The sequence below is a fragment of the Synechococcus sp. CC9605 genome, assembly GCF_000012625.1.
GTDB lineage: Bacteria > Cyanobacteriota > Cyanobacteriia > PCC-6307 > Cyanobiaceae > Parasynechococcus.
This window is the reverse complement of the sequence record NC_007516.1, coordinates 1,325,239-1,348,932: the sequence shown is the minus strand read 5'-3', so window position 1 is coordinate 1,348,932 and position 23,694 is coordinate 1,325,239. Positions and strand designations below refer to the sequence as shown.

Here is a 23,694-nt window from a genome sequence, read left to right as displayed (position 1 = left end):
GGTTTGGCGTCGTTCAGATCAGTGTCGCCTCTGCTTCGTTGCCCACGATGCTCACCTTGACCAGATCCGTGGATCCGGAAACTCCGGCATGGGTGCCTGCGGACTGAACCACGAGATCACTCTCCTTCAGCAGGTTGAGCTCCTTGGCTTTGAGCATCGCTGCCTGGAAGGTCTGCGTGGTTCGCTCGCCTTCGGGAATCACCAGCGGTGTCACGCCCCACACCAACTGCAGACGACAGGCGACGGTGCGATCAGGAGTGATGGCAAGGATGGGTGCCGCAGGCCGGAACTTGCTGACGTTGCGAGCTGTGGCCCCACTTCGGGTGAGGGGGAGAATCGCCGAGGCATTGAGCTGGCTGGCGATGGTGCTGACCGCACCGCTCAAGGCGTTGGGAATGGTGCTGGGAAGGTGGCTGTCGATCGAGCGTTGGGGGTAGTCCTTCTCGATCCTTCGGGCAATGGTCGCCATGGTTTGGACGGCTTCCACGGGGAAATCCCCCACTGCAGTCTCGTTGGAGAGCATCACGGCGTCGGTGCCATCCAGGATGGCGTTGGCCACGTCGCTAACTTCGGCTCGGGTGGGCCGGGGGCTGGAGGCCATGGAATCCAGCATCTGGGTGGCAGTAATGATGGGGATGCCCAGGCTGTTGGCCTTGCGGATCAGTTCCTTCTGCAGCAACGGCACTTCCTCGGCCGGCATCTCCACGCCGAGGTCACCGCGGGCCACCATCACGCCGTCACAGAGCGGCAGGATTGAATCGATCTGATCGATGGCCTCAAACTTTTCGATCTTCGCCACTACAGGGGTCTCATGGCCCTGTTCACAAATCAATCCGCGAATCTCCTCCATGTCCGAGGGATTGCGCACGAAGCTGAGGGCCACCCAGTCCACCCCCTGGCTGAGGCCAAAGGCCAAGTCGGTCTTGTCCTTGTCCGTGAGGGCACGAACAGAAAGTTGAACATCTGGGAAGTTGACGCCTTTGTTGTTGGAGAGAACACCGCCCACGGTGACGGTGCAATGCAAGGTCTGCTCCGCTTTGTCGACGGTATCGACCTTCATCTCCACACGGCCGTCGTCGAGCAGGATGCGACTGCCGGCGGTTACTTCGTCGGCGAGCTTGTCGTAGGTGACCGTTGCGATCGTCTTGTCGCAGCTCACCGGCCGTGAGGTGAGCGTGAACGGATCGCCGTTGGCCAGGGTGATCGGCCCCTCGGCGAACCGCCCGAGCCGGATCTTCGGACCCTGGAGGTCTTGGAGGATGCCGATGGTCTGGCCCAGTTCCTCAGACACCTGACGGATCGTGGCGATGCGTGCGGCGTGCTCGCTGTGGTCCCCGTGGGAAAAATTCAGCCTGAAGGTGGTAGCACCAGCCTTCACCAGCTCTTTGATCCGCTCTGGACTCTCCGTGGCAGGGCCGATGGTGGCCACGATCTTGGTCCGTCGGTTCAGGTCGAACTGGCCCATATCGCGGCTGAAAATCCCTGCGGAAACTACCATCCGGGCGTTTCCCAACCGGCCCCATGGAGATGAATTCCTATCAGGACGCCGCCCGAAAGACGGCTGCCTACCCGGATGTTGGCCGTAATCCCATCTATCCGACCCTTGGCCTGACCGGTGAAGCCGGAGAAGTGGCCGACAAGGTGAAAAAGGTGATTCGTGATCGTGGAGGAGTTTTTGATGCCGACACCCGCGAAGCCATCAAGTTGGAGCTGGGAGATGTGCTCTGGTACGTGGCTCAGTTGGCCAGCGAACTGGGTTATGACCTGAATGGGGTGGCTGACGCCAACCTGCAGAAACTGTCGAGCCGAGCTGCCCGCGGGCGCATCGGCGGCAGCGGTGACCAACGTTGATCTCCTGATGCTCCGTCGACTTCTTGCCTTGATGTGCAGCCTCCCTTTGCTGCTGGGACTGGCGCTCCCATGCGATGCCGCTGAACTGCAACTCAGTGAGGTTCGCCTAGATCCTTGTGGAGAGCTTGATGCTGGCAATCAACCCGAACTGAGCCGGCCGGTGGGTGCCAGCTGTTATGTGCTGACGGGAGATGTTGAGAACCGAAGCAAGAACAGCGTCATCGACACGGATGTGTACGCACGGATCCTGGATGCCAGTGGTGAACCCGTTCTTCCCAACAGAACCCGGGTGGGATCGATCGGGGATGTGAACCCGGGTCACTCCGCGTTCGCCCTGCGAATCTCAGTGCCTGCCGGAACCCCAGGACCGTTCGTGATCAAAAATCCCCGCGCCCGAGGCTTCAATGCTCCGGTCCGAACCCGCGTTGATGTTGACGATGATGACTTGCTGCCGCTGGAGCGCGGCATTAACCAGCAGTGATTACCAAGGAGTGATCACCAGCTGGAGCCCGACATGTAGAAGGCGCTGATCGACTGCCCCACAAGGCTCTGCAACAGATTCAGGGCGAGGAAGGCCAGGATGGCGGAGAGATCAATGCCCCCCAGCGGTGGGATCAAACCCCTGAAGGCGTTGAGGTAAGGATCGGTGATCGCACTCAAGCTGCTCAGCACCGGATTGCCCCAGTCCAGGTTCGGGAACCAGCTCAGCAGAACCCGAACGATCAGCACCAGGGAGTAGATCTGCAGGGTCTGGGCCAGCACCTGCAGCAGGGTGACGGGTAGAGATTCCATGGCGGAGGCTGATCTTCTCCGACTTTATGCAGCTTCCGTCAGATCGGTTGTCCCAAGATCAGGAAGCACGGAGAAGGTGCGATGGAATTTTTCGGTGAGGGTGAGCCAGTAGGACCGCCCCTCGGTCTGACGACGCCGTTCAATGAATTCCTGCGCCAGCAGTTCCTTGATGTGGTCGTAGGCCCCTGAGCCTCGCAGATCCACAAGATCCGATTGAAGGATGCGTTTCTTCAGGGCAATGGTGGCGAGGGTTCGCAGGGTTGCCGTGGAGAGATTCACCGGCAGCAGGTCTTTGACCAGATCGCCCATGCCTGGCCTGAGCTGCAGCCCGTAGCGACCGCTCTGTTCAACGATCTCCAGGGCACTGTCCCGCTGGGCGTAGGAGGCCGTCAGGGCCACGAGGGCTTCTTCGACGCTTCGACGGTCGGAGTCGGCCAGCTCGGCCAGTTCGCCGATGCTCACGGGCCGACCCTTGAGATAAAGAATCGCCTCGAGCCGGGTGGGCAGTGATGGAGACGTCATCACAACCCCTCGAGAGAACTCAAGTTACCGCCCAGAAACTCAGAGGAACAGCCCATAGGCGGGGTTGTTGGTTTCATCCCAGTGGCGATAGCCCAGGTCATTGAGGAATTCGGTCCAGCCCTGCATCTCCTTTTCCGGCACCAGCACGCCAACAACGATGCGCCCCACGTCAGCACCGTGATTTCTGTAGTGGAAGATGCTGATGCTCCAGCCGGGGTGCAGAGCATCCACGAAGCTCATCAAGGCGCCCGGTCGTTCGGGAAATTCGAAGCGATACAGCAGCTCTTTGCATTCCCCGGCACAGGCCGTGCGCGCTGAAGCCGGCAGACGGCCCCCAACCATGTGGCGCAGGTGAACCTTGGCAAATTCGTTCTCGCTGAGATCGAGGCATGGGAAGCCCCCACGCTCCAGTTGGCTCAGCAGTGATGCACGGTCGTTGTCGTCGTACACCTGCACACCGATGAAGATCTGCGCCGAAGTGCCATCGGTCATGCGATAGCTGAATTCCGTGAGGCTGCGCTCCCGCAGCAGTTCGCACAGCCGCCTCAGGCTGCCGGGTGATTCGGGAATCTCCACGGCCAGCATCGCTTCCCGCTCTTCCCCGAGCTCAGCCCGTTCCGCGATGAAGCGCAGGCGATCGAAATTCATGTTGGCCCCGCAGGCCACCGCCACCAGATGGCGCCCCTCCAGTTGGCGCTCGGCCACGTCCTGTTTGAGCCCGGCAACTGCCAGGGCACCGGCGGGCTCCAGGATGGAACGGGTGTCTTCAAAGACGTCCTTGATCGCGGCACAGATGGCATCGGTGTCGACCCGCACCATGTGATCGACGAACTGCTGGGCCAACTCAAAGTTGTGTTCGCCCACCTTTCTCACGGCGACGCCATCGGCAAACAGCCCCACCTGTTCCAGTTCTACCCGCTGGCCCTGCTCGAGGGAGCGGCTCAGGGCATCGGCATCGACCGGCTCCACGCCGATCACCTCCGTTTCCGGCCACAGCCGTTTGACGTAGGCGGCGATGCCTGCGATCAGGCCACCTCCACCTACGGCCACATAGATCGCGTTGGGTGGCTGCTCGGCCTGGCGCATGATCTCCATCCCGATCGTGCCCTGGCCTGCGATCACTTCCGGATCGTCGAACGGGTGAATGAACGTAAGTCCATCGGCTTTGCAGCGTCGCTGCGCTTCAGCGGAGCACTCGTCGTAGGTCTCGCCATGGAGGACCACGTCACCACCAAGGGCCCGCACGGCGCGCACTTTCACCTCGGGTGTGGTGCTCGGCATCACGATCACCGCTCGACAGCCGAGCCGCTGGGCACTAAGGGCGACGCCCTGGGCATGGTTCCCGGCGCTGGAGGCAATCACACCGCGCTCGAGTTCGTCGTCGCTGAGCTGCGCCATGCGGTTGTAAGCGCCGCGCAGCTTGAACGAGAACACCGGCTGGAGATCCTCACGCTTCAGCCAGACCGTGTTGTTCAGGCGGCGGCTCAGATTGGGGGCGGGATCCAAGGGGGTTTCCCGCGCCACGTCGTAGACGCGGGCACGCAGGATCCGCTGCAGGTAATCGGTCATCCCACCATTCTTCCAAGGGTTCGATCCAGACAGGATCCGGGTTGGTTCCCGTAGATTGCATGGATTGGAGTTGTCAGTGCATGCATCTCGGAGATCTGAAGCATCCGAATGAACTGCACGGACTCAGCCCGGCTCAGCTCGAGGACGTGGCTCGGCAGATTCGTGAGCGGCATCTGCAGGTGGTGTCCACAAGCGGTGGTCACCTAGGGCCTGGCCTGGGGGTTGTCGAGCTGACCCTTGCGTTGTACCAAACGCTGGATCTCGACCAGGACCGTGTGATCTGGGATGTGGGCCATCAGGCTTACCCCCACAAATTGATCACCGGCCGGTTCAACGATTTCGACTCTCTGCGTCAGCAACACGGGGTAGCGGGGTACCTCAAGCGCACTGAGAGCGACTTCGACCACTTCGGAGCGGGCCACGCCAGCACCTCCATCTCAGCGGCGCTGGGCATGGCCATGGCGCGAGATAACCATGGTGAATCGTTCAAGTGTGTTGCCGTCATCGGTGATGGAGCCCTGACAGGCGGCATGGCTCTGGAGGCCATCAACCATGCCGGACACCTCCCGAATACACGGCTCTTGGTGGTGCTGAACGACAACGACATGTCGATTTCCCCGCCGGTGGGGGCCTTGTCGAACGTGCTGAACCGTGCGCGGCTCAGCCCGCCGATGCAGTTCCTCTCAGGGAGTGTTGAGGAGAGCGTTCGGCACCTGCCGTTCATGGGTGGCGAGATTCCTGCGGAACTCAACCGTCTCAAGGGCAGCATGCGTCGCCTCGCGGTACCCAAGGTGGGTGCCGTGTTCGAGGAACTGGGCTTCACCTACATGGGGCCGATCGATGGCCATGACATCGGTGAAATGGTGCGCACCTTCCAGGCGGCCCATCGAGAAGGCGGCCCGGTGCTGGTGCATGTGGTCACCAAAAAGGGCAAGGGCTATCCCTATGCCGAGGCCGATCAGGTCGGTTATCACGCCCAATCGGCCTTTGATCTCGGCACCGGCAAGGCAATCCCGTCATCGAAACCCAAACCTCCCAGCTACAGCAAGGTGTTTGGGCAGACCCTGGTCAAGCTCTGTGAGCAGAACAGTCGGGTGATCGGCATCACTGCGGCCATGGCCACCGGTACCGGTCTCGACCTGCTTCAGAAGGCTGTTCCGGACCAGTACGTGGACGTCGGCATTGCTGAGCAGCATGCCGTCACCCTGGCGGCGGGCATGGCCTGCGAGGGGTTGCGCCCCGTCGTTGCCATCTACAGCACCTTCCTGCAGCGCGCCTACGACCAGTTGATCCACGATGTGGGCATCCAGAAGCTGCCGGTCACCTTCGTGCTTGATCGCGCCGGCATCGTTGGTGCTGACGGTCCGACCCACCAGGGTCAGTACGACATCAGCTACATGCGGGCCATTCCCAACTTCACAGTGATGGCACCGAAGGATGAAGCTGAGCTGCAGCGGATGCTGGTGACCTGCCTGCAGCACGACGGGCCCACGGCGTTGCGAATTCCCCGGGGCTCCGGGGAAGGCGTGCCGTTAATGGAAGAGGGTTGGGAAACGCTGCCGATCGGCCGCGGTGAACTGCTGCGGGAAGGCGACGATCTGATGATCGTGGCTTACGGCTCGATGGTGGCGCCGGCCCTTGCGACTGCAACGCTGCTCGAGGAAGCCGGGCTCTCCACCACTGTGATCAACGCCCGCTTCCTGAGGCCCCTGGATCAAGCGCTGATCCATCCCCTGGCGCGGCGCATCCCCCGTGTCGTCACCATGGAGGAGGGAGCTCTTCCGGGTGGTTTTGGTGCAGCGGTTCTGGAGTCACTGACTGATCAGGACATCAACGTGTCGATGCTGCGCATTGGCATCCCTGACAAGCTGGTCGATCACGCCACGCCGCAGCAGAGCAAGGAGGCTCTCGGCCTGACTCCTGCGCAGATGGCTGAACGAATCCTTGAGCGCTTCAGCAACACCTCGGGTGATCTGCCAGCCAGCGCTTCGATCAAGGCCCTGCAGGCCTGAAGCTGGGGCATCAGTGTCCGTTCTGATCGTTGGCGCTGGGCCGTCCGGTGCTCGCCTGGCGATTCAACTGGCCCGGGCGGGTGCTCAGGTCACCCTGGTGGATCGCTTGGCCGATCCTCATCGCCACGCCTACTCCAGTGGTGCGCTGCCGCTCGACGCTCTTCATCGGTTGGGTCTGCCGGATGACGCCATTGCCGCCACCTGGCAGGGCTGGCAGCTGCATGATCCCTCGGGCCTGGTTCATCAGTGGTGGTCTGCCAGCGATCTGGGGGTGGTGCTCGACTTCGGCCGGCTTCGGTACTGGCTCTGGGAGGAGGCGCGTCGCCATGGGGTGGAGTTGATCCAGGGCTGCCGGGCTGCGCTGAGCAAGCTCACGGCCGATCAAGCCAGCGTGCGACTGCAGACATGCGATGGGCGGACGTTATTGCGCTCAGCGCGCTGGTTGATTGATGCCACGGGTGCGCGCAGAGATCTCCTGCAGCAGGCTGGCCTCAGCCCCAATCCTGAGGATCCGCTGCTGAAGGGCATCGGCGTTGAGTGGTTGCTGCAGGCCGATGATCGTGAGGCCGCTGCATGGCGGGATCGGATCAGTTTCTTCCTGGGCTCCGACTGGATCCCCCATGGATACGGCTGGATCTTCCCCATGCAGGGGCAATGCCTCAAGGTGGGCGTCTGTCACCTCCCACCTGCGGATCGTCCGACCCCCGGCAGCCTGGCTGGGCCCCTTCAGCGCTTGATTCAACGTTGCGGCTTGAGCGCCTGCCCGGTGCTGGATCGCCATGGCGGGCCTGTGTCCAGCAGCATCGCCCGCTCGGAACCCTTCGTGGCCGGTGCACTGCTGGCGGTGGGGGATGCGGCCAGTTCCGCCAATCTGCTTGGGGGAGAAGGGATCCGCCATGCGATGGACAGCGCGGATCAACTGGCTGATCTGTTGATCGCTGAGGGGATGCCTGGGGACGCCACGACCATGGCCTGTCGCTACCAAGAACAGATCAAGGCCCAGCGGAGTTGGCGCTGGATGGTGTCGGGCCGGCTGGCGCGGCGCACTTGGTGGGGCCTCGACAATCCAATGGCCGACCGACGTCTCGAACGTCTGATCCATGGGCTTTCTGCGACCGCAGAAGCCCCTGCTCTCTCAGAGCTTTTGTTCCATTACAAGTTTGAGCGTTACGGCCTGAGGCTGCTGCCGTATCTGCTCTAAGCCAAGGGTTGTTTCAGGGAGGAGACTGGCTCCTCCCTCAAGAGATGTGCTTCAGAGCACGCCGCGGGCGGCCAGACCCTGGATGGCGCCGATGCCAATGATGTGGCCGAGGCTGGTGGTGCCGAGCAGGGCTGCATGACCCATTCCGCCGAAGAAGGAAGCGTTAGGGAGTGCAGCGCCAACGTTGGGGTGCTTGATCGTGGCCTTGCCGACCATGATCGCAACCACATTGCAGAGGATCATCACCAAGGCGACCTTGGGAGACCAGGACACGGAGGCGGGAGCAATCGCGAAGAGGTGGGTCAGCATTAGAGCCAATGAGCGACACCTCATCTTCCGGTGATGGCGACGCCTTGCCTGCCTCTCTTAAGACTTGTTCACCCTTTTTTGGGGGTTGGTAACAAAAGTCCGATCACCAAAACCGTGTTGCTGAGGGTGAGAAAGGCTTCTGCCCCACCGTGCAACCAGTCAATCTCCACCAGTTCCGCTGAGCAGCAGCGCAGGGCGGCAATGGCGGCACCAATCGTGACGGCCACAAACAGAAGTGTGAGCTGAAAGCCCCGTTCCGCCATCAGCGGCAGCGCCTCACTTTTGCGGAGCCAATAGAGAAACAGCAGATAGGGGATCAGTGAGGCCGCGAACAGCGGTGCGGGATCAAAGCTCATGGAGCACTGGCTCCGTCCACCACCCGGCGTCGTTGGAGCTGCCAGGCCGCGAAGGCCAGGGTGCAGTTGCCGATCACGGTGAACAGGGCCTGAAGGGTGACCAGCCCCCGCAGCGCTTCGCTGTTGTCAAACAGATGCCAGGTGCAGGCGGCCATGGCACTGACGAGGGCTGGAAGCATCGCCAAGGACATGCCCAGCAGACCACGTCGATGCATCAACACGATCGCCACGCACCACTCCACCACGGAGGCGACGTGGATCCACCAGGTTCCGAGCGACAGTGCATGCATGCTCTTAATCCTTGGAATCCGTTGATAATGCCAGGAGTGAACAGGCTGCTGCCCGTGGTCCGCCCCACTGCGCCTGTATTGCTGCTTTGCGGCTACTACGGAGAGCACAACCTCGGCGACGATGGCCTGCTTCAGGTCCTGGTCGCGTCACTTCCCCAGCCGCAGCAGCTTCTGATTACGGCCCGCGATCCGGCCCCTGTTTTGGCGTTGGCTCCGTCGGCGCAGACGGTGAACCGCCGTTCCTTGCTGCTCTGTCTTCGTGCGGCCCTGAGAGCTGATGTTCTTGTTCTTGGTGGGGGGAGCCTGCTGCAGGACAGCACCAGCTTCAGCAGCCTTGTCTATTACCTGCTGGTGATGACGGTTGCCCGTTTAGGTGGCGCCGAGGTGGTTCTCTGGGGGCAGGGCCTTGGACCCCTGCAGCGGCGGATCAGTCGGCTGTTGGTTCGCACGGTGTTGCCGCTCTGCAAGGCAGCGAGCTGGAGGGATCCGCGCTCCTTTGATTGGGCCCAGCGTTGGGCCCCCAAGCTGCCGATGGTGCTGGCTGCCGATCCGGTCTGGCAGATGCCGGCGCGCCCTTGGCTCGGTGGCGACGCCATCGTGCTCAGTTGGCGTCCGACACCTTTGTTGGATCATGCGGGCTGGCGTCGCTTAACCGAAGCCCTGGATCGGCTCAGTGCCGACTTGGAGGCGCCGGTGATCTGGCTTGCGTTCCATCACCATCAGGACGCGCCTCTGCTGCAGCACCTGAGTGATCAAGGTCTGCTGCCGGCGCGATTGAAAGCGCGCAGCTCAACCTTGTTTCCCCAGTCCCTTGAGGCTGTGTCCGATCTGGTGCAGCGGGCGCGTCTGGTGCTGCCGATGCGGTTGCATGCCCTGATCCTGGCCCGACTGGCCAACAGCCCCATGGCTGCCCTCAGCTACGACCCGAAGGTGGAGGCTGCAGCGGCCATGGCCTCAGTGCCCTGCATTACCTTGCGGTCGCTTCCCTCTGTGGATGATCTGCTGACCCTTTGGCGGGCCGAAGTGGACCGTCCAGCGGATCCTGATCAGACCGAAGCTCTGCGACGCCAGGCGTCAGCGCACAGTGAGCTTCTCAATCGGATGGCGGACAACCTGACGGCAGACGACGGCCGCTGACGGCATCAAAGCGGTGCTCGCAATCACTGGGCCAGCTGATGCATGGTTCAGCCTCGATCGCTGTTTCTCCAGAGCAGACCAGCCGCAGGTCGCCGCGATCGCAGCGCACCAGCAACATCTGATTGGCTCCGAACCATTCACGGCTGAGGATCGCGCAGGGTGAGCCTGCGGGGTCGAGCCGCAGATCGTCCGGTCGGATGCCGGTGATCACCCCGTTCTTGGCAGGCAGCAGGTTCATCTGCGGGCGGCCGATGAACTGGGCGACGTAGGTGCTGGCCGGTTGCTGGTACAGCTCGCGGGGTGTTCCGATTTGTTCAATCCTTCCCTCGCGCATCACAGCGATGCGATCCGCCAGCGCCATCGCCTCCTGCTGGTCATGGGTGACATAGACCACAGGTTGTTCACCGCCGATCATGAGGCGGCGCAGTTGAGGTCGTAGGTCTTCGCGCAACTGGGCATCGAGATTGCTCATCGGTTCATCCAGCAGGTACACCAGGGGATCCCGCAACAGGGCTCGGGCCAGGGCGACGCGCTGGCGCTGGCCGCCGGACAGTTGTGAGGGTCGTTGCTGGGCTTGCTCGCTGAGCTGCAACACCTCCAGGACGCTGCGGATTCGTTCATCGCGGGCGCCGGCGCTGCCTCCCCGCATGCGCAGCCCCAGTTCGAGGTTCTCCCAAACATTCAGATGCGGGAACAGGGCATAGCTTTGAAACACCATCCCCACCCGGCGACGTTCAGCGGGAACGTCAACCATTTCCGCATCGTTGATGCGAATCGAACCTTGATCGGGGTGATCGAGCCCGGCGATCAGACGCAAGGCCGTGCTTTTCCCACAGCCGCTGGCCCCAAGCAGAGCGATGCATTCGCCCTTTGCCACATCGAGATCGAGCTTGTGGAGAACCTGACGCTCGCCGAAGCGCTTGTTGATGGCCCGAAGTTGCAGTGTCATCCCTTGATGGCAGCGTTACTTCTTATTAAGACGTGATTGAGACTCATTGGAATCGACTGCATTGCATGAGTTCTCAAGCCTTGATAAAACGAGAGTGCTTGCCTGAAATAACGGGGTAGCCACACGGTAGCCACAGTGAATCCACACGTTTAGCCACAGGTTCAAGGCACTTGTTAGCCAGAGATTAAGGGTGATTTCTGTAGAAACCGGTTCGCTTGTGCCAAGTGGTTGCCACTCACCTTTGGCTGGTTGTAGTACAGGTGTATTGCTGCCTATCAAAAGCATGGAGGACTGGAACTTTCTCGATGAGCGTGACCTCGAACCCTTCTGTGAGGTCAAAAGCTGCTCCACTTGCTCGTCCTTTGGCTACGTCACCCTCAGCCAGTGCCAGGTCTTGGGTGCTTGTCACCTCAAGAAACGACTGCTGCCTCCTGGAATACAGCTCATACGTCAGTGCTGGCTGGTCACACGCAACGCCCTGGGCTGCAAGACAAGAAGCAAACCTGCACTGATGTCAGCTGCCCCTTGGTGCATCACAGTGAAGGTGTTCCACGGTCCGAGGACCCAGCGAGAAACCTCAACAACGAAATCGCCGAGCTCGAAGCACGAGTAGCTCATCCAATGCACTGGACCAACGGTGAGCACCAGCTCAACCTCACCAGGCTTCAGCAGCTGATCTATAAAAAGCAACGCCGAGACAATGCTCCTGCCTCAGGCAATTCACCTGCTTAAGACGTTGTTTTGAAAACAATCGATCTGATTAGGTATCGCATCTGACGAATTGCGCAAGTCAAGCGGTGGACACCCTGTAGGTTGTCACCAATTGCCCATTGGCTTTGACAAGCACGCAACTCATCACCGCTGCCTGGCAAACGCTCTTGCAGTTCATTAATCACACTTCAGCAGATACCGATATCCCTGCTCCTTGGGACGATCCGCTGATGTGAAGCATCACGATTTAAGTCAGCAACTCAATCGCTGTACTCAACAGTGCACCAGTAACGGGTCGACATTCCCACGTCTTTACTTCTGCAAGTGGTGCCCGTCACTGATGCGCCCTCAGGAACTTTACGCATTGCCTCAGCAGTTGCGAATTCTTTTGACATTCCTTCGGCCGTGGCCTTGGCTTCATGGGCCAACACACCTGCCGGAGCCAACAACATCAACGAAAGGATTGCTGCAAACCGCATGTTGATCTGAAGTTGTAAGTGCTGTGAGAGGGAGATCTTCAGACCTCAATCCCCTCCAGTCTTAGCGGCCGCTAAAGCTACCAGTCCCACGCTGTCAGTACGCAAACCGTGCATAAAGGTGAAAACCGCTGGTAATTTTTTGTAGTGGTTGTCACAAAAACATCGTCCTCCTCCTTGGGACGATCCGCTGATGTGAGTCGCTTGGTCAAAGCTTTTCAAGGAGAGCGCTATGCCCTTGTAAAACCCAGCACCAACCAAGAGAATGCAGCTCTGCATCCCGGCGGCACAATCCCAGACACGTCAGGTCTGAGGAGTTCGGCTCAGCACACCTAGTCTCTAGCAATAGCTAAGGAGAAAGGGCAGGTTGGTTGCTTGCCCTTGACCCCCTTGTGTGACTTTCGAGTCAAAGCGAAAGCTCGATTTCGCAAGCCACATTCAATTGATAGCTACCGAATGAGCATCTGGCAGCACTCCCTCTTCTCAATAGAGTGAGCGGTGATGCCTTGGATAAGTCAATTGAATTCCGGAACGATATGGCGGCTTATTCTCACGCTTGCGACTGGATATCTGACTGTGTTTGGTGTGAGGCAGATCCCATATGAGTTTGACAATGAATGGCTTGTCCTTGTGCCAGCATTGATTCTTGTCTATGCGTTAACTATTTGGGTAGAAGGAAAAGTCTTCAAAGATGAATCGATAGCGCCTCCAGTTGCTAAGCCTGCTAAAAAAAGAAATGAACCTTCAGCCAAAGGATTCAAATCATAGAAGCAACCAAAGCAAGAGAAGAAGTGAAGACTAATTGAACTTGCTAGGGTAAGCAGACACGTCGATCTTGGATGCTCAGCAAATTTCCAGTCATCCGAAGAGTTTCCATTTATATGGTCCTCAGCTATTCAGGCTTAGTACTTGTGAATAATAGTGGCTATCAACTAGAGAACATGTGGGTAATCTATGCACCAATGTTTGTTGGTGTTTATATTTTCTCGAGGTGGATTGATAGCAAGCTTGCTAATAAGGACAACCGCTAAAGCGGTTGGTTTGTCTTTGGTCCTCCACTTGTGCTGCCTATTGCCGCACCATTGAAAAGGACGATCGCAAGCGGTCGATTTACTTTTATTTTCTTTTGTTGAAGTGACCTCTGCCACTAGGTTGAGGCACGGTTTTCAATAAAAAGCTACTGCTTCATTAGTCAAACCCGCTGCTAAAGCCGCCCTCGGTTTCGGGGGCTTCCATTTATGTGAACCGGTGGTTCTCGTAGTTGGGTAGCGACCCAGGACCACAAGCTTGTCGTTCGTGAATCGGTTGGTCTACACCTTTGGTCTGGGCTGCCTTTAGAAATGATTGAACGTAAGAAAACTTTTGTCTTGTGGGCCACTACCCAACTACGGGGAAGCACCAGTCCAACTTAAGCGGGTCCCACGAAAGCTCGGGCGGACGAGCAGGGTCTTGGTCTTCCTTGCTCTATCGACTGGTACTTACTGTCCGACATTGGTTGAAGAGACTTATCCGGTCAATGGCGGCAAAGGCTTAGGAAAAATTACGACCCAAGTAATTGATAAATAGTGACACGGATACGTTGCGTATTCGTGTAGATATTGGTACGTCTAGTGTCTTTACTGCTTCCACCAGTCACTTACCTATGTTCCTCGATTGCAGTTGTAAATGCAACAACGATTGCTGCAATCGGAGTCACCGGCTTTTGACTCTAACCCTTAATCCTTCAACTAACTTTACATTCGCCACGCAAATGTTCTAACGTCAGTCCTATCAGACGTTTTGCCGCTGTTCAAACTAGCGTTTAGTTTCCTGATAGATTTGCATTTTGATTCATGCATAATGCACAGCCTCAGTTAATCAAGGTCTCTGTGCGCTACGCAAACATCTGCGCTTACGTTCGCACTACAGTCTCTCCTCTTGAACCCTAAAAGTATTTCAAAAATACTTTCTTAGGTTCAATAAGAATAGCTGATTACCAGATTCAACTATTCGATTTTGGTTATCTGGCCTATTTTGTTTTATTAAGCTTCCTGCAAAGGGTTTTAAACCATTTAGATTTGCTTGTGCTGAAACTTGTGTATGAGCTGGATCGACACAGCTTTAAAGATTTTAGGCAACAAGTTTCTTGCTGCGCTCGTTCATCCTGACGATGCGTGTTTTGGTGCGGTGAAAGATCATGATTCGGTTGTGTGTTCTTGGTCAATCGATACAGAAACAATTGATTATGTCGACGATTACCACAATTCAACACTGATTTTGCGAGCCAGTGATAGCCACGGCAATTCAAGTATCTTTAAAGCTATAGAAGTCTCTACCTCAACACGATCAGCTCGTATTGATTTGCCTCCAGTCACAGGAATGATCGATATGCAGCTTGGCTTTTACAACGCAGCAGGCGACTTTGCTGTGCTTGAAACTGCAGTCGTAGACTTCGGCTTGAAGATTATTGAGCCATCTGTAGAAGAAGATTGGTTCACAAATGAATCAAAAAATATTCACCAAGAAATGTATGAAAGAGCTATGCGAAACTCGACATTGATGGGTGGGTCTGAAGGCTTTGGTTCAAGAGTTTGATAGCTTTTAGATTTCCTTGTTGATATCTGTTTCACCAGCCTGACGCTCACGATCAGCTTTTCGCAAGGTCTTATCGAAGCGCTGGTTGGGGATTGGGTTGCGATTCACCCGCTTACCGACCAAGCGAGGTGGTTGCTGCATGCTCTTTTGGACTTCAATCTCCAACTCACGCCGAACTAAATAACCCTCTTTAGTTTCATGGGGGATCTTGTGCACGGGTTCATACTTCTTCTTTGCAGGCCCTTTCGTTCCAGCAGTAATGTCAAAGATGTTTGGCTTCTTCTTTGGAAGTGGGCCTGGTTTGCGGTGACCATTAGGTCTAAGCCTATGGGTCTCACACCAATCTTCAGGGCTCATCATTCCTGTGCCGACTGTAACACCTTCTTCAATAGCTGCAGCAACTCCTGCAAAAGTCTTGCTTGAAGGGCAGCTTTCTGCCTCCAGGTCTTTAAGTGCTGCAAGATCATCAAGGTACGAAGAATAGACCGCCTCAAACACCTGGTGCAGATGCCTTAGTTCGCGCTTCGTCATCGTTGCAAAGTCAAGCTCACAGATTTCTTCAAGGGCATCAGCTCTAGCCTTTGGATCAATCGGTAAGAACTCTGAGTCTGCTCTTTCTTTTAATCGTGCAGCAGCTTGCTCTCTTAACTCCTGCCCGCTGAAAAACTTTTTAGTAGTTGGATGGCCTGGCTCTCTCTTCTTGATCATTGCGTTCACTTGTTGAGTGGAAAATCAAAGCAACGCTTGAGATGGCGAATGTCGTTATTGCGCCTGGTGATTTTCTCTTTTACTTGTTTCTGATATCGATCTCTGCCTTCCTCAATATTATCCGTTCTTTTGCCTCCGTTCTTAATGCAGGCAGCTAAGAACCCATTATCCAGAACAAGCAGGTCGATAATTCCCCTCTCGGCCATATGGCTTAGGGCCTCTTCCGTGAACCCGACAAAGTTGCGCCCTGGGTGTTCTGCTTTACCTGCGTTCACTGCTCTCTTGAGTAGATGGGCGAAGGTATAGGCGGAAAAAATCATTTCTTCTGGTTTGCCTGTCTTCAAGTAGTCAGAAAAAAATAACCAACGGTGGATTAAGCCAATTGCCTTGTACGACTTGTCCAGTAACCAGAGCTCACGGTTCTGAGCTGGGTAAACGTTGATTCGACAGAGGTCTCCCGCGAGAGCCTCACTCACTAGTTTGCTTTGCGCTTGGATGTATTCGTCTTTAGTTTTCGGCACGTAGTTCATCTAAAAGGCTCCAACCATCTCTCTAATTTCATCTATTCATTTTAGCTAAAATGTTCATCTGCGCGTATGCCCACGAGCGCTTTATTTTATCGCTAGCATAAAGTTCTTGGTTTTATTTATTGGCCTTGATAAGACTTGAAAGTTTACTTGTCGCCAATCATTGACTGACTGCTATTGCTGTTGAAAGCTATGACTAAGGATTTCGGTGAACTCGAGTATGGAGCTATTCAGGGCGTCAGCAATCAAGAGTCTTCGATTGACTACGAACAATTTGACTTCCTTTCATCTCACGATGAAGAGACTTTCTTTGAGCCTCTCCCTGATGTCTCACACTGCTTCGATGAGCAGTTGTGTGGCAAGAATGGCAAGCGTGTTGCCGAAACCATTGATGATTACGAGCGAGTTCTGATTGAATTGAAGACCAAGATCACGGAGATCTGCCAGAAGCCCGACCTGACTTCGGAGCTTAAGTCTGATTTGATTCGATATGCCGCTAAGCAAGCAGGCCATCCGTTGGACCACAATCGGATTGTTCAGATTCTCTGTGACGAGCACAACAAGCAGAAGTACGGCTCCCGTTTAGTAGTTATTAACAAGCACCAGGGAGCACAATGGTTCCAATCGGTTCAACGCCACATCATTGAAGACCTTGTGATGGCTGAAGAGCTCAACATCATTGGAGGCCTCTCAGGCGCAGCCAAGACGAACTTCACTGCGATGCTGCTGAGCTCACTGATGAACCACGACCGGGAGCCACGGTTTCTTAGCTTTAAGGTCAACCGTGATTTGGTCAACCAAGTCTTCTTTATTGGCCTTGATGGTGGACGCAATGTCTACACGCCCATCTTTAGGAACACAGGCTTGATTCGTGATGGAATTCCTGTGGATGGCTTCAATTTCATTCCTAATGAAAGCGGCTGGGGGATTACCAACACCAACCTCGACAAGTTGGAGGCTCTTCTGAAGAAAGCGCCAAGTTCCATCGTTGTTGTGGACAGCTTCCTTGCTGCTATCTCAGGCACAGGAGTCGATGAGAATTCAGCTGTTGTCGCCGCACGCATCCTCGACTTGAAGCTGCTGTGCGAACGGTATGGGGCCACTCCGATCCTCTTGGCGCATCAAAAGAAGGAGAGCACTCAGGAATTCACTGGTGCTGATAGCTTGCGGGGACACGGATCAATCCCTGCCTTTGCTGGTCAGATCATCACGCTGAACTTCCTTGACCAGAAGAGCAAGGTCAATGGCAAGGCGGTGCCTGACCGCAAGTCGCCCAAGCGTCGGCTGGTGTCAGGACACCGAGGCACTCCCATCGATCTATTGGTGGAGCTCGACTTCCAGGGCGGCACGGTTAAGAGCCACGGAGACTTCTATGACGCCTTCCTTTCGCTCCAGTCAGAGGAGCAGCTCAATGAAGACCTCGATGGTCCATCGCTACTGACCAAGATCAAAGGGCTCAGCCAGGGCAAGCGTGACGTGTTGGAAGCACTGCGCGGTTATGACGCTCCCATCCTTCAAACAACACTCGTCTTAGACAGTGGGATCAACAAAGGGACAGTCAGCAGAAACCTCAAGGCACTGACAGCGGAGCGTTACCGAGGCATGCCACTCGTCACTGAATACGAGACATCAGACGGAAAGGTCTACGAAGTCAGCTACTCCATCAAGCAAGAGCTGCTTCCGGATTACTAAAAAGCTGGGTGTGGGAGAGAGTTGCAACCACTGCAACTCTGCAACTCCCCTAGTATGACTGGCTTTTTAGAAGTGAATAACTGCAACCAGAATGCAACCCCTTTGACATAACTGGTTTTTTTTGATCAGACTAAATACATTTGATACAGACAGCACTCAATATCCGCATGAAACTGGTGTATTCCATTTGAAGTTCTTGACCTTCATGGCTTCAAAAGAGCAACAACTAAAGGACGTACGTGATTTCTTTAGTGAAATGGACTACTCAATAAGAAAGTTCCAAATGAAGACTGGTGCAGACAACCAATACATCACAATGCTGCTAGGTGCATTGATCAATGACTACAGGGTGAAGACACCAAAAATTTCAGACTTCAAATAAGAAAGCCTCTGCTGCGGCTTAGTTCACTAAATCTTGCTGACGCTGGACACCATATAGCTCAAACTTTTCTGAAGTTGTTCCATGTTTTTAACTCTGCACAATTTTGCATCTTTAACGCCTGCTTGCTTTCTAACTCTTTATGCAAATACTACTACTCCCCCTACTATCCAATATATCAAATTGAAACGCGATCTGTGGATTAAGTAAAGTATATGCCTGCCTCAAATCTATTGCTGAGACTGCGGTTGCAATGGTTGCGATGTAGTTGCAATGCTGTGCCACTGAGATCCCAGTTGTAGCAGTCGAGTTGCAGAGTTGCAACGGTTGCAGCTCTTTCTCAGGCCTCCGTAGTTAACGCTGCAGCGTTTTGGGCGTATGACTTTCGAAACGAGCGCGCGGCTTTCAGGAGTGTGATTGAGACTTTCACGAACTTCGGAATGGAAATCGCACTTGCCTAAAAAAATTGTCAACTTTGGGAAAGACTAAATTGCCCTGGGCATCTATAAAGTTCTGTGAGATATTCTTCGAATTAAATCCTTTGTGTACTCGATTGGTCGGTGGGACAAAAAAGAAAGACTAAGTAGAGGAATTCTTTGTTGCCAATGGATTTTGCTGGAATAATGAACAAGAGAAATTGACTGCAAAGTCAACCCATGGACCACACGAAAGGGTCGATCAATGCGCTTGAGCAAGTCGGCACTGCCGCGCATCTCCTCATTGCAAAGCGAGGCCTGGTGGATTAACTCCGCTCCTTCTGCCATCGCCTGGCGGGTTGCGGTGTAGTCGGCGTCGGTTTGTTTGCCGGGCAGCCGGGCAATGCTGTGGCCTGCCTTTTCCAATTTGGTGAGCAGCACCTGCTCGTGGCGTAGGCCATCGGCAAACAGCTGCTGATCCGGCTCATTCACCGCTGGCTTGCTCCCGTCAAATAGCTTCTGCGCCTGCAGCTCCTCCCACCAGGCCCCGATCACTGGGCTGATGCTAAATAGCGACAGCTGGCTGGGAGTGATAAGGCGTGCGGGCATGGGACATGGGAGTGCATGTTCCTCCTCAAGATGCTTCTGCCCTATGGGAGTTCGCATCCCTCACTTGGGGGAGATGAAGCGATTTTTTGCTCCCTCAGCCGAGAGGCAAAATCATTTCTCCGCATCACCCGCCACCATCCACACCTTCTTCAGGGGAAGCACGAGCCGGATCTCTCCTGGAAAGGCGTCCTAGTAGCGAATCAGCTTCTCGAGAAATTCCTTTTGGCTCCAAGGGCGCAACTTGAAGGAGTCCCGAGCTAGTTCCTTCTGCACGTTGCTGCAGAAACCAGCTCAGCCTTGCTCACAGGAACATTGAGTTCGTGCAGGTCAGATATGGCAATCCTTTTGAGTGGCTGGGGAATCAAAAATAGTTTTCAGAAGCAACAGTTTTTAGATTTATTTACCGTGCTGATTGGCTTGATGGCTTTGGGAAAGAGAAAAAGCGCTATAGAGGCCAAAATGTGCTGCAAAAAATTTGACGCCCCAAACTCCCCAATTATTCGCTCGGTGGCTGGAGCAAAAAAGAAAGCCTCTGCCGACCCCGCGCATGCTTTGTAAATGGTGCTCAGCGTAGTTCGATAGCTACTCGTAGATGCGTGATTGAGAACAGGCTTGGTACGAGCCCAATAGACGCTGGCTAAAAAGCCCCACCACATCTGTGGCAGGGCAACGGGTGAGGGCTATTGGCTAGCCGTGGTCCTCACTCCTCTTCGTCAGATCCACCAACAGGGACCAGGCGAATGGCTTTCTTGCCGAGCTTGATTTCAAACTCATCTCCTGCATCCAGATCAAGTATGGCGGTGTAAGCCTTGCCCACGAGCAGGTTGCCGTTGCCTTGAACCACAGCTTTGTAGGACAGCTTGCGCCCACCTTTGCCAATAGGAGAGCCGCCACCGTTTGAAAGGGTGACGCCTTTGGCTTCAAGCAAGGCTTCATAGAAAGCGGTGAAGTTCACCCGCTCACCACCATCCTTTTTGGTGGATACGTAGCCGCAGCCACGGGCCAAGTCTGTTTTTGAGACGTCGCCAAGATCTTTCACCTTCGAGAGAAGGTCGGTGCCAGTCAGCATTGGATTACTGCTTGTTGGATGTCACAAACCTAGCAAACATAATTTCTTTCTGCCAATAACTCACTGCAAATAACAGCCCGCTCGGTTCCAACGAGCCTTATTCCAAGTGCTCTAACACAGAGCAAACAACAGCCACTGGCGTCCTACGGGACGCCTTTTTTCGTGGTGATCTTCTTGCCTCATCAGCCTGAAGGTCGTGTTCACCTAGCAGAAAACTGTGATGACTCTCTCAATCGTTCCTGTCGACCAGGCAGGCATTGACAACATTGCTGATGGTCTCAGCGGGTTCACCGATGAATCCTCTGAGCTTCAGCAATCGATGATGACCACGCTGTTTATCGCTGGTGCCAGTGATGCCAGCAAGGGAAGGTGTGCCTATCTCCTCTTAGAAGATGGCTCTCGCATGTGGGTTCCCAACTCACTGCGCTGCTGGATTGTTGACCTTCAAATCAAGACTCAGCAGTACGAAAGCTATGACCCAGTGGAGAAGCTGCTCATCCTTGTCACAGCAGTTGATGGGACCACGTATGTGTACCGCTGCGGCTTTGACAGCTGGACTGCCACGAGTTTCCTCACGCAGTTCAAACACATGAGCCGCCAACAACTTGCCGATCAGGTGACCATCACCTTGAGAAGCAAAGGGCGAGCGACCTTCGTTGATCTCTCCTACTGCGAAAACGGACAGTTCCACCGTGTGCAGTTGCCTGAATCCGCCTTCACTGGCGAGAAGCTTGGGTATGACGAGCGGCTGAACATCATCAGCTACGTCAACGGAACCAGCCAAGACAACGAGGACAGCCCTTTTGTTGAGGCTCAGGTCCAAGTTGAAGAGGAATCTTTCGAGGTACCTGCTGAGGAGATCGAAGAGTTACTCGACGAGATCCGCAAACCCAAGCGCTCCCGTCGCAAGGCCAGCGCTACCAAAGAACAAGCCATTGCTTGAACCTCTTGCCCTCACCCTCTGGGTGGGGGCTTTTCTTTTTTCTTTTATGGCAGCCAGCTCCAGTCAACTTTCGATAGCTCTGCATGCAGGATGTCTGGCATTCGCTGCAGCCCCTCGCCATACGTCCTGTCTTGGACGTCTTTGCTGCTGTGCCCTGTCAATGCACGACGGACGTCCGCGGGTAAGCGCGCGGCACGCCAAGCATCGATGGCCGTTGCACGCAATGAGTGCAGTCCTGTCCTTCTGTACTCATAGATCTCAGTCTTTTGCAGCAAGCGCTTGAACCAGGCGCTCAAGCTTTCGTTACTCCTGTTCTCAAAGACGTATCCAGACTTGTCTGCTTCAACCATCTGCAGAACACCACGCTCAACAAGCAGTGGATGCAGTGGTGTCATTCGCTCGTCCTCAGATCCGCCTTTCAGAGTCCTTGGGTACTCATCCTTGGGCTCATCGACCATGTCAAAGAACCAAGTCCCCTTGTTGGTTTGCTCAACGTCCCGATGCCTAAGAAAGATGATGTCGCCCAGCCTTGCGCCAGTCATCAGCAGGATCAACGGCACGATGTTCTTCTGATTGGGCGGCAGCCTGTTGATCTCTTTGAAGATGACCATCAGTTCTTCCCGTGTGAACGGTCGATAGCCCTTCCCCCTCTCTCCCTTTGGTCGCTTGATCCTTAATCCAGCAAATGGGTTCTGATTGAGCAGCCCAACACGGACACCAATGGCAAACAGGTTGCTCACCGTCACTAATCTCGTCTGCTTCGTGGCTGTTGCCAGCTTTGAGAGCTGAATGTGGGTCAAGTACTGCCGTGCCGTGTCGATATCCAACTCATCGGGGTAATGCAGCTGTGTGACCTCAATCAGCTCAGTGATATGCGCTCGATACTGTTCGACTTGCTTCTGACCTACGCCAACGCCATCAAGTTCACGGATTCCTCCCGCATCTCGCACCCATTCATCAATGAGCTGTGCGTATGTGACCTTGGCCTTGGGTAACGGTGGTGGTTTCGTCTCGATATCCCCAGGACTGAAGTCTCCTGCTGCCCGCTTCTGCTCATCTGCCCCAAACATCGGGACGTATCCCAGCAATCGCTGCTGGATCTGCCGCATTACCTGCGAATCAGGCTGGATCTGCAGCTTCTCCAGCGTTTCTCCCACCATTCGTTGCGTGATTGCCGCTTTTGCTGCCTCGATTTGCTCTAGTGCTCCCGGCTTGCCCGCCTGAGACATGGCTTCCAGCGCAATCAGCACCACCTCGGCCAGCATGTCTTCGATATCGGTGGTGATTCGCCCCTGATCGCCTGCATTCAGCAGCTTTCGCCAAGGTTCAGCCGCAATTCCCGCCACATCCTTTGGTGACAAGGCAGATACCTGCTGTGCGCCCAGTGATTGGGCCTGTTGTTCCGCACGTGCTGCAGCAATTTCCGCTTCAACCTGTGTTGTTGCCTCGTTCCAGGCCTTGATCAGTCGCTTATCGGTGGATTCACGGGCGTTATTCGGCATGAGCACCGTGATGTAGCGCCGATTGCCCAGAAATTCCTGCAGATCAGGGGGTACACGCCGCACATAACGCAGCCTTCCTGAGGGCAGCGTCTGTAAGTACGGCAGAAGCGTTGGCTTCCTCGGCATTCAGGGGACGTAGCCACTGGGTAGCCACACGGTAGCTACACATTCGGTGGCTGAAAAGCATTGCGACGACTGAGATCTTGATGCCTAGATCAGTCTCAAGCAGGGACTTATCCCTTGATGGCTCCGTTGGTGAGTCCACTGACGATCTGACGCTGGAAGACAAGCACCAGCACCAGCAGCGGAATGGCGCCGAGCACGGTGGCTGCCGCGTAGGTGCCATAGGGGACGGAATAGGTGGATGATCCCGCAATTCGGGCCATGGCCACCGGCAATGTGAGCAGATCGCTGCGGCTCAGCCAGGTGAGGGCCACGGGATATTCATTCCAGGCGAACAAAAACACCAGGATTGCCGTGCTGGCGGAGGCCGGTGCAATCAAGGGGAGCAGCACCCAGCGCAGCCGCTGCCACAACGACAGCCCCTCCAGCTTTGCTGCATCTTCGAGATCGTTGGGCAGGGCTTCAAACGCCGCCGTGAGTAGCAGCAGGGCCAGAGGCATCGACAGAGCGCTGTAGGGAATGGCGATGGCGATCAGGTTGTTGCCCAGGGCAAAGGTGCGGGCCAGTTCGAGCAGCGCCAGAAACAGCAGCACATAAGGGAACAGAGCGGCGCCCACCACCGCAGCCCGAAGGCTTCCCTTCCATCGATCCGGGAGCTTGGCCATGCCATAGGCGGCGGGGATGGCCAGCATCAAGGTGAGCAGTGTGGTGAGGGAAGCCACCAAGCTGCTGTTGAACAGGTAACGCCAGAAGGGCGCATCGGTGCTGAGCAGATCCCGGTAGTTGTTGAGCGTCCAACGGCTCCAGAAGCTCAGTTGGTCATTGACCAGAGCATCTGCAGTGGTGAAGGAACTCACCAGCTGCCAAAACATTGGCCCGAGCGACCAAACCAGCAGCAGTGCAATCCAGAGAGAACGTTGTGTCATCAAGCCAAGTGTCATCGATCCACGTGTCATCGGTCCATGGGTCAGTGATTC

Annotated in this window: 24 protein-coding genes; 10 read left to right on the top strand and 14 right to left on the bottom strand. The window is 55.7% G+C overall.

Going from position 1 to position 23,694, the window contains the following annotated elements; translation table 11 throughout:
- Positions 1–13 precede the first annotated feature (13 nt).
- Complete coding sequence (gene pyk, locus SYNCC9605_RS07205; RefSeq protein ID WP_041434793.1) at positions 14–1,465, bottom strand: pyruvate kinase; 1,452 nt, start codon at positions 1,463–1,465, stop codon at positions 14–16.
- A 56-nt stretch (positions 1,466–1,521) separates the two neighbouring features.
- On the opposite strand from pyk, the gene SYNCC9605_RS07200 reads away from it, so the two are divergent.
- Together SYNCC9605_RS07200 and SYNCC9605_RS07195 are read left to right on the top strand one after the other, a co-directional pair.
- A complete protein-coding gene (locus tag SYNCC9605_RS07200; protein ID WP_011364404.1) occupies positions 1,522–1,851 on the top strand; it encodes a nucleoside triphosphate pyrophosphohydrolase family protein in 330 nt (109 codons plus the stop codon).
- A gap of 7 nt (positions 1,852–1,858) precedes the next feature.
- Positions 1,859–2,332, top strand: coding sequence for a hypothetical protein (locus SYNCC9605_RS07195; protein WP_011364403.1), 474 nt, complete (start codon positions 1,859–1,861; stop codon positions 2,330–2,332).
- Between the two features lie 14 nt (positions 2,333–2,346).
- Here SYNCC9605_RS07195 and SYNCC9605_RS07190 read toward each other — a convergent pair whose 3' ends face one another.
- Genes SYNCC9605_RS07190 through ilvA form a run of 3 tightly spaced genes read right to left on the bottom strand, consistent with a single transcriptional unit; the run spans position 2,347 to position 4,734 of the window.
- On the bottom strand, positions 2,347–2,643 hold the full coding sequence (locus SYNCC9605_RS07190; protein ID WP_011364402.1) for a YggT family protein: 297 nt from the start codon (positions 2,641–2,643) through the stop codon (positions 2,347–2,349).
- Positions 2,644–2,667: 24 nt separating this feature from the next.
- Positions 2,668–3,165, bottom strand: coding sequence for an SMC-Scp complex subunit ScpB (gene scpB / locus SYNCC9605_RS07185; protein WP_011364401.1), 498 nt, complete (start codon positions 3,163–3,165; stop codon positions 2,668–2,670).
- Positions 3,166–3,204: 39 nt separating this feature from the next.
- Positions 3,205–4,734, bottom strand: a complete 1,530-nt coding sequence (ilvA, locus tag SYNCC9605_RS07180) for a threonine ammonia-lyase, biosynthetic (RefSeq protein ID WP_011364400.1) — start codon at positions 4,732–4,734, stop codon at positions 3,205–3,207.
- 80 nt (positions 4,735–4,814) lie between these two features.
- Between ilvA and dxs the strand changes: the two genes are divergently transcribed.
- The gene (gene dxs, locus SYNCC9605_RS07175) at positions 4,815–6,746 is read left to right on the top strand and encodes a 1-deoxy-D-xylulose-5-phosphate synthase (RefSeq protein WP_011364399.1); all 1,932 of its coding nucleotides are present in this window, start codon (positions 4,815–4,817) and stop codon (positions 6,744–6,746) included.
- Positions 6,747–6,759: 13 nt separating this feature from the next.
- Complete coding sequence (locus SYNCC9605_RS07170) at positions 6,760–7,947, top strand: NAD(P)/FAD-dependent oxidoreductase (protein WP_011364398.1); 1,188 nt, start codon at positions 6,760–6,762, stop codon at positions 7,945–7,947.
- A 51-nt stretch (positions 7,948–7,998) separates the two neighbouring features.
- Here the strand turns inward: SYNCC9605_RS07170 and psaK are convergent, their stop codons facing one another.
- From psaK to SYNCC9605_RS07155, 3 genes are all read right to left on the bottom strand, one after another.
- The gene (psaK, locus tag SYNCC9605_RS07165) at positions 7,999–8,256 is read right to left on the bottom strand and encodes a photosystem I reaction center subunit PsaK (protein WP_041434789.1); all 258 of its coding nucleotides are present in this window, start codon (positions 8,254–8,256) and stop codon (positions 7,999–8,001) included.
- A 68-nt stretch (positions 8,257–8,324) separates the two neighbouring features.
- On the bottom strand, positions 8,325–8,612 hold the full coding sequence (locus SYNCC9605_RS07160; protein ID WP_011364396.1) for a DUF3593 domain-containing protein: 288 nt from the start codon (positions 8,610–8,612) through the stop codon (positions 8,325–8,327).
- A complete protein-coding gene (locus tag SYNCC9605_RS07155) occupies positions 8,609–8,902 on the bottom strand; it encodes a DUF2499 domain-containing protein (protein WP_011364395.1) in 294 nt (97 codons plus the stop codon). Before SYNCC9605_RS07155 ends, SYNCC9605_RS07160 begins: the two co-directional genes overlap by 4 nt.
- 54 nt (positions 8,903–8,956) lie before the next feature.
- Here SYNCC9605_RS07155 and csaB point away from each other — a divergent pair, with 54 nt between their 5' ends.
- The gene (csaB, locus tag SYNCC9605_RS07150; protein ID WP_011364394.1) at positions 8,957–10,039 is read left to right on the top strand and encodes a polysaccharide pyruvyl transferase CsaB; all 1,083 of its coding nucleotides are present in this window, start codon (positions 8,957–8,959) and stop codon (positions 10,037–10,039) included.
- On the opposite strand, the gene SYNCC9605_RS07145 is transcribed toward csaB, so the two are convergent.
- Entirely contained in the window at positions 9,996–10,988 is a 993-nt protein-coding gene (locus SYNCC9605_RS07145) for an ABC transporter ATP-binding protein (protein ID WP_011364393.1), read from the bottom strand. The genes csaB and SYNCC9605_RS07145 overlap by 44 nt on opposite strands.
- 1,706 nt (positions 10,989–12,694) lie before the next feature.
- Between SYNCC9605_RS07145 and SYNCC9605_RS15125 the strand changes: the two genes are divergently transcribed.
- On the top strand, positions 12,695–12,943 hold the full coding sequence (locus tag SYNCC9605_RS15125; protein WP_257928418.1) for a hypothetical protein: 249 nt from the start codon (positions 12,695–12,697) through the stop codon (positions 12,941–12,943).
- A gap of 1,311 nt (positions 12,944–14,254) precedes the next feature.
- Complete coding sequence (locus SYNCC9605_RS14660) at positions 14,255–14,749, top strand: hypothetical protein (RefSeq protein ID WP_156783040.1); 495 nt, start codon at positions 14,255–14,257, stop codon at positions 14,747–14,749.
- Between the two features lie 6 nt (positions 14,750–14,755).
- On the opposite strand, the gene SYNCC9605_RS07125 is transcribed toward SYNCC9605_RS14660, so the two are convergent.
- Together SYNCC9605_RS07125 and SYNCC9605_RS07120 are read right to left on the bottom strand one after the other, a co-directional pair.
- Complete coding sequence (locus SYNCC9605_RS07125; RefSeq protein WP_041434782.1) at positions 14,756–15,466, bottom strand: hypothetical protein; 711 nt, start codon at positions 15,464–15,466, stop codon at positions 14,756–14,758.
- Positions 15,463–15,987: a hypothetical protein gene (locus SYNCC9605_RS07120; RefSeq protein ID WP_011364387.1), complete on the bottom strand. Its 525-nt coding sequence runs from the start codon at positions 15,985–15,987 to the stop codon at positions 15,463–15,465. Before SYNCC9605_RS07120 ends, SYNCC9605_RS07125 begins: the two co-directional genes overlap by 4 nt.
- A 189-nt stretch (positions 15,988–16,176) precedes the next feature.
- Between SYNCC9605_RS07120 and SYNCC9605_RS07115 the strand changes: the two genes are divergently transcribed.
- Positions 16,177–17,676: an AAA family ATPase gene (locus tag SYNCC9605_RS07115; protein ID WP_011364386.1), complete on the top strand. Its 1,500-nt coding sequence runs from the start codon at positions 16,177–16,179 to the stop codon at positions 17,674–17,676.
- Between the two features lie 882 nt (positions 17,677–18,558).
- On the opposite strand, the gene SYNCC9605_RS13875 is transcribed toward SYNCC9605_RS07115, so the two are convergent.
- The gene (locus SYNCC9605_RS13875; RefSeq protein ID WP_257928412.1) at positions 18,559–19,080 is read right to left on the bottom strand and encodes a hypothetical protein; all 522 of its coding nucleotides are present in this window, start codon (positions 19,078–19,080) and stop codon (positions 18,559–18,561) included.
- A gap of 333 nt (positions 19,081–19,413) precedes the next feature.
- Between SYNCC9605_RS13875 and SYNCC9605_RS07100 the strand changes: the two genes are divergently transcribed.
- On the top strand, positions 19,414–19,638 hold the full coding sequence (locus SYNCC9605_RS07100) for a hypothetical protein (protein ID WP_041434775.1): 225 nt from the start codon (positions 19,414–19,416) through the stop codon (positions 19,636–19,638).
- A 142-nt stretch (positions 19,639–19,780) separates the two neighbouring features.
- Here the strand turns inward: SYNCC9605_RS07100 and SYNCC9605_RS07095 are convergent, their stop codons facing one another.
- The gene (locus SYNCC9605_RS07095; RefSeq protein WP_011364382.1) at positions 19,781–20,149 is read right to left on the bottom strand and encodes an AbrB family transcriptional regulator; all 369 of its coding nucleotides are present in this window, start codon (positions 20,147–20,149) and stop codon (positions 19,781–19,783) included.
- Between the two features lie 220 nt (positions 20,150–20,369).
- On the opposite strand from SYNCC9605_RS07095, the gene SYNCC9605_RS07090 reads away from it, so the two are divergent.
- Entirely contained in the window at positions 20,370–21,092 is a 723-nt protein-coding gene (locus tag SYNCC9605_RS07090) for a hypothetical protein (protein ID WP_011364381.1), read from the top strand.
- A gap of 44 nt (positions 21,093–21,136) precedes the next feature.
- Here SYNCC9605_RS07090 and SYNCC9605_RS07085 read toward each other — a convergent pair whose 3' ends face one another.
- Positions 21,137–22,657, bottom strand: a complete 1,521-nt coding sequence (locus SYNCC9605_RS07085) for a tyrosine-type recombinase/integrase (protein ID WP_041434773.1) — start codon at positions 22,655–22,657, stop codon at positions 21,137–21,139.
- A gap of 170 nt (positions 22,658–22,827) precedes the next feature.
- Entirely contained in the window at positions 22,828–23,643 is an 816-nt protein-coding gene (locus SYNCC9605_RS07080) for a carbohydrate ABC transporter permease (RefSeq protein WP_041435627.1), read from the bottom strand.
- Positions 23,644–23,694: the final 51 nt, after the last annotated feature.

Coding starts and splice junctions, on each gene's coding strand:
- SYNCC9605_RS07155 (WP_011364395.1), bottom strand. CDS start 8,902: ATGCATGCACTGTCGCTCGGAACCTGGTGGATCCACGTCGCCTCCGTG.
- SYNCC9605_RS14660 (WP_156783040.1), top strand. CDS start 14,255: ATGAGCTGGATCGACACAGCTTTAAAGATTTTAGGCAACAAGTTTCTT.
- SYNCC9605_RS07095 (WP_011364382.1), bottom strand. CDS start 20,149: ATGCTGACTGGCACCGACCTTCTCTCGAAGGTGAAAGATCTTGGCGAC.
- SYNCC9605_RS13875 (WP_257928412.1), bottom strand. CDS start 19,080: ATGCCCGCACGCCTTATCACTCCCAGCCAGCTGTCGCTATTTAGCATC.
- psaK (WP_041434789.1), bottom strand. CDS start 8,256: ATGCTGACCCACCTCTTCGCGATTGCTCCCGCCTCCGTGTCCTGGTCT.
- SYNCC9605_RS07160 (WP_011364396.1), bottom strand. CDS start 8,612: ATGAGCTTTGATCCCGCACCGCTGTTCGCGGCCTCACTGATCCCCTAT.
- SYNCC9605_RS07100 (WP_041434775.1), top strand. CDS start 19,414: ATGGCAATCCTTTTGAGTGGCTGGGGAATCAAAAATAGTTTTCAGAAG.
- scpB (WP_011364401.1), bottom strand. CDS start 3,165: ATGACGTCTCCATCACTGCCCACCCGGCTCGAGGCGATTCTTTATCTC.
- SYNCC9605_RS07190 (WP_011364402.1), bottom strand. CDS start 2,643: ATGGAATCTCTACCCGTCACCCTGCTGCAGGTGCTGGCCCAGACCCTG.
- SYNCC9605_RS07080 (WP_041435627.1), bottom strand. CDS start 23,643: ATGACACAACGTTCTCTCTGGATTGCACTGCTGCTGGTTTGGTCGCTC.
- ilvA (WP_011364400.1), bottom strand. CDS start 4,734: ATGACCGATTACCTGCAGCGGATCCTGCGTGCCCGCGTCTACGACGTG.
- SYNCC9605_RS07090 (WP_011364381.1), top strand. CDS start 20,370: ATGACTCTCTCAATCGTTCCTGTCGACCAGGCAGGCATTGACAACATT.
- SYNCC9605_RS07145 (WP_011364393.1), bottom strand. CDS start 10,988: ATGACACTGCAACTTCGGGCCATCAACAAGCGCTTCGGCGAGCGTCAG.
- SYNCC9605_RS07200 (WP_011364404.1), top strand. CDS start 1,522: ATGGAGATGAATTCCTATCAGGACGCCGCCCGAAAGACGGCTGCCTAC.
- pyk (WP_041434793.1), bottom strand. CDS start 1,465: ATGGGCCAGTTCGACCTGAACCGACGGACCAAGATCGTGGCCACCATC.
- SYNCC9605_RS07120 (WP_011364387.1), bottom strand. CDS start 15,987: ATGAACTACGTGCCGAAAACTAAAGACGAATACATCCAAGCGCAAAGC.
- SYNCC9605_RS07115 (WP_011364386.1), top strand. CDS start 16,177: ATGACTAAGGATTTCGGTGAACTCGAGTATGGAGCTATTCAGGGCGTC.
- dxs (WP_011364399.1), top strand. CDS start 4,815: ATGCATCTCGGAGATCTGAAGCATCCGAATGAACTGCACGGACTCAGC.
- SYNCC9605_RS07195 (WP_011364403.1), top strand. CDS start 1,859: ATGCTCCGTCGACTTCTTGCCTTGATGTGCAGCCTCCCTTTGCTGCTG.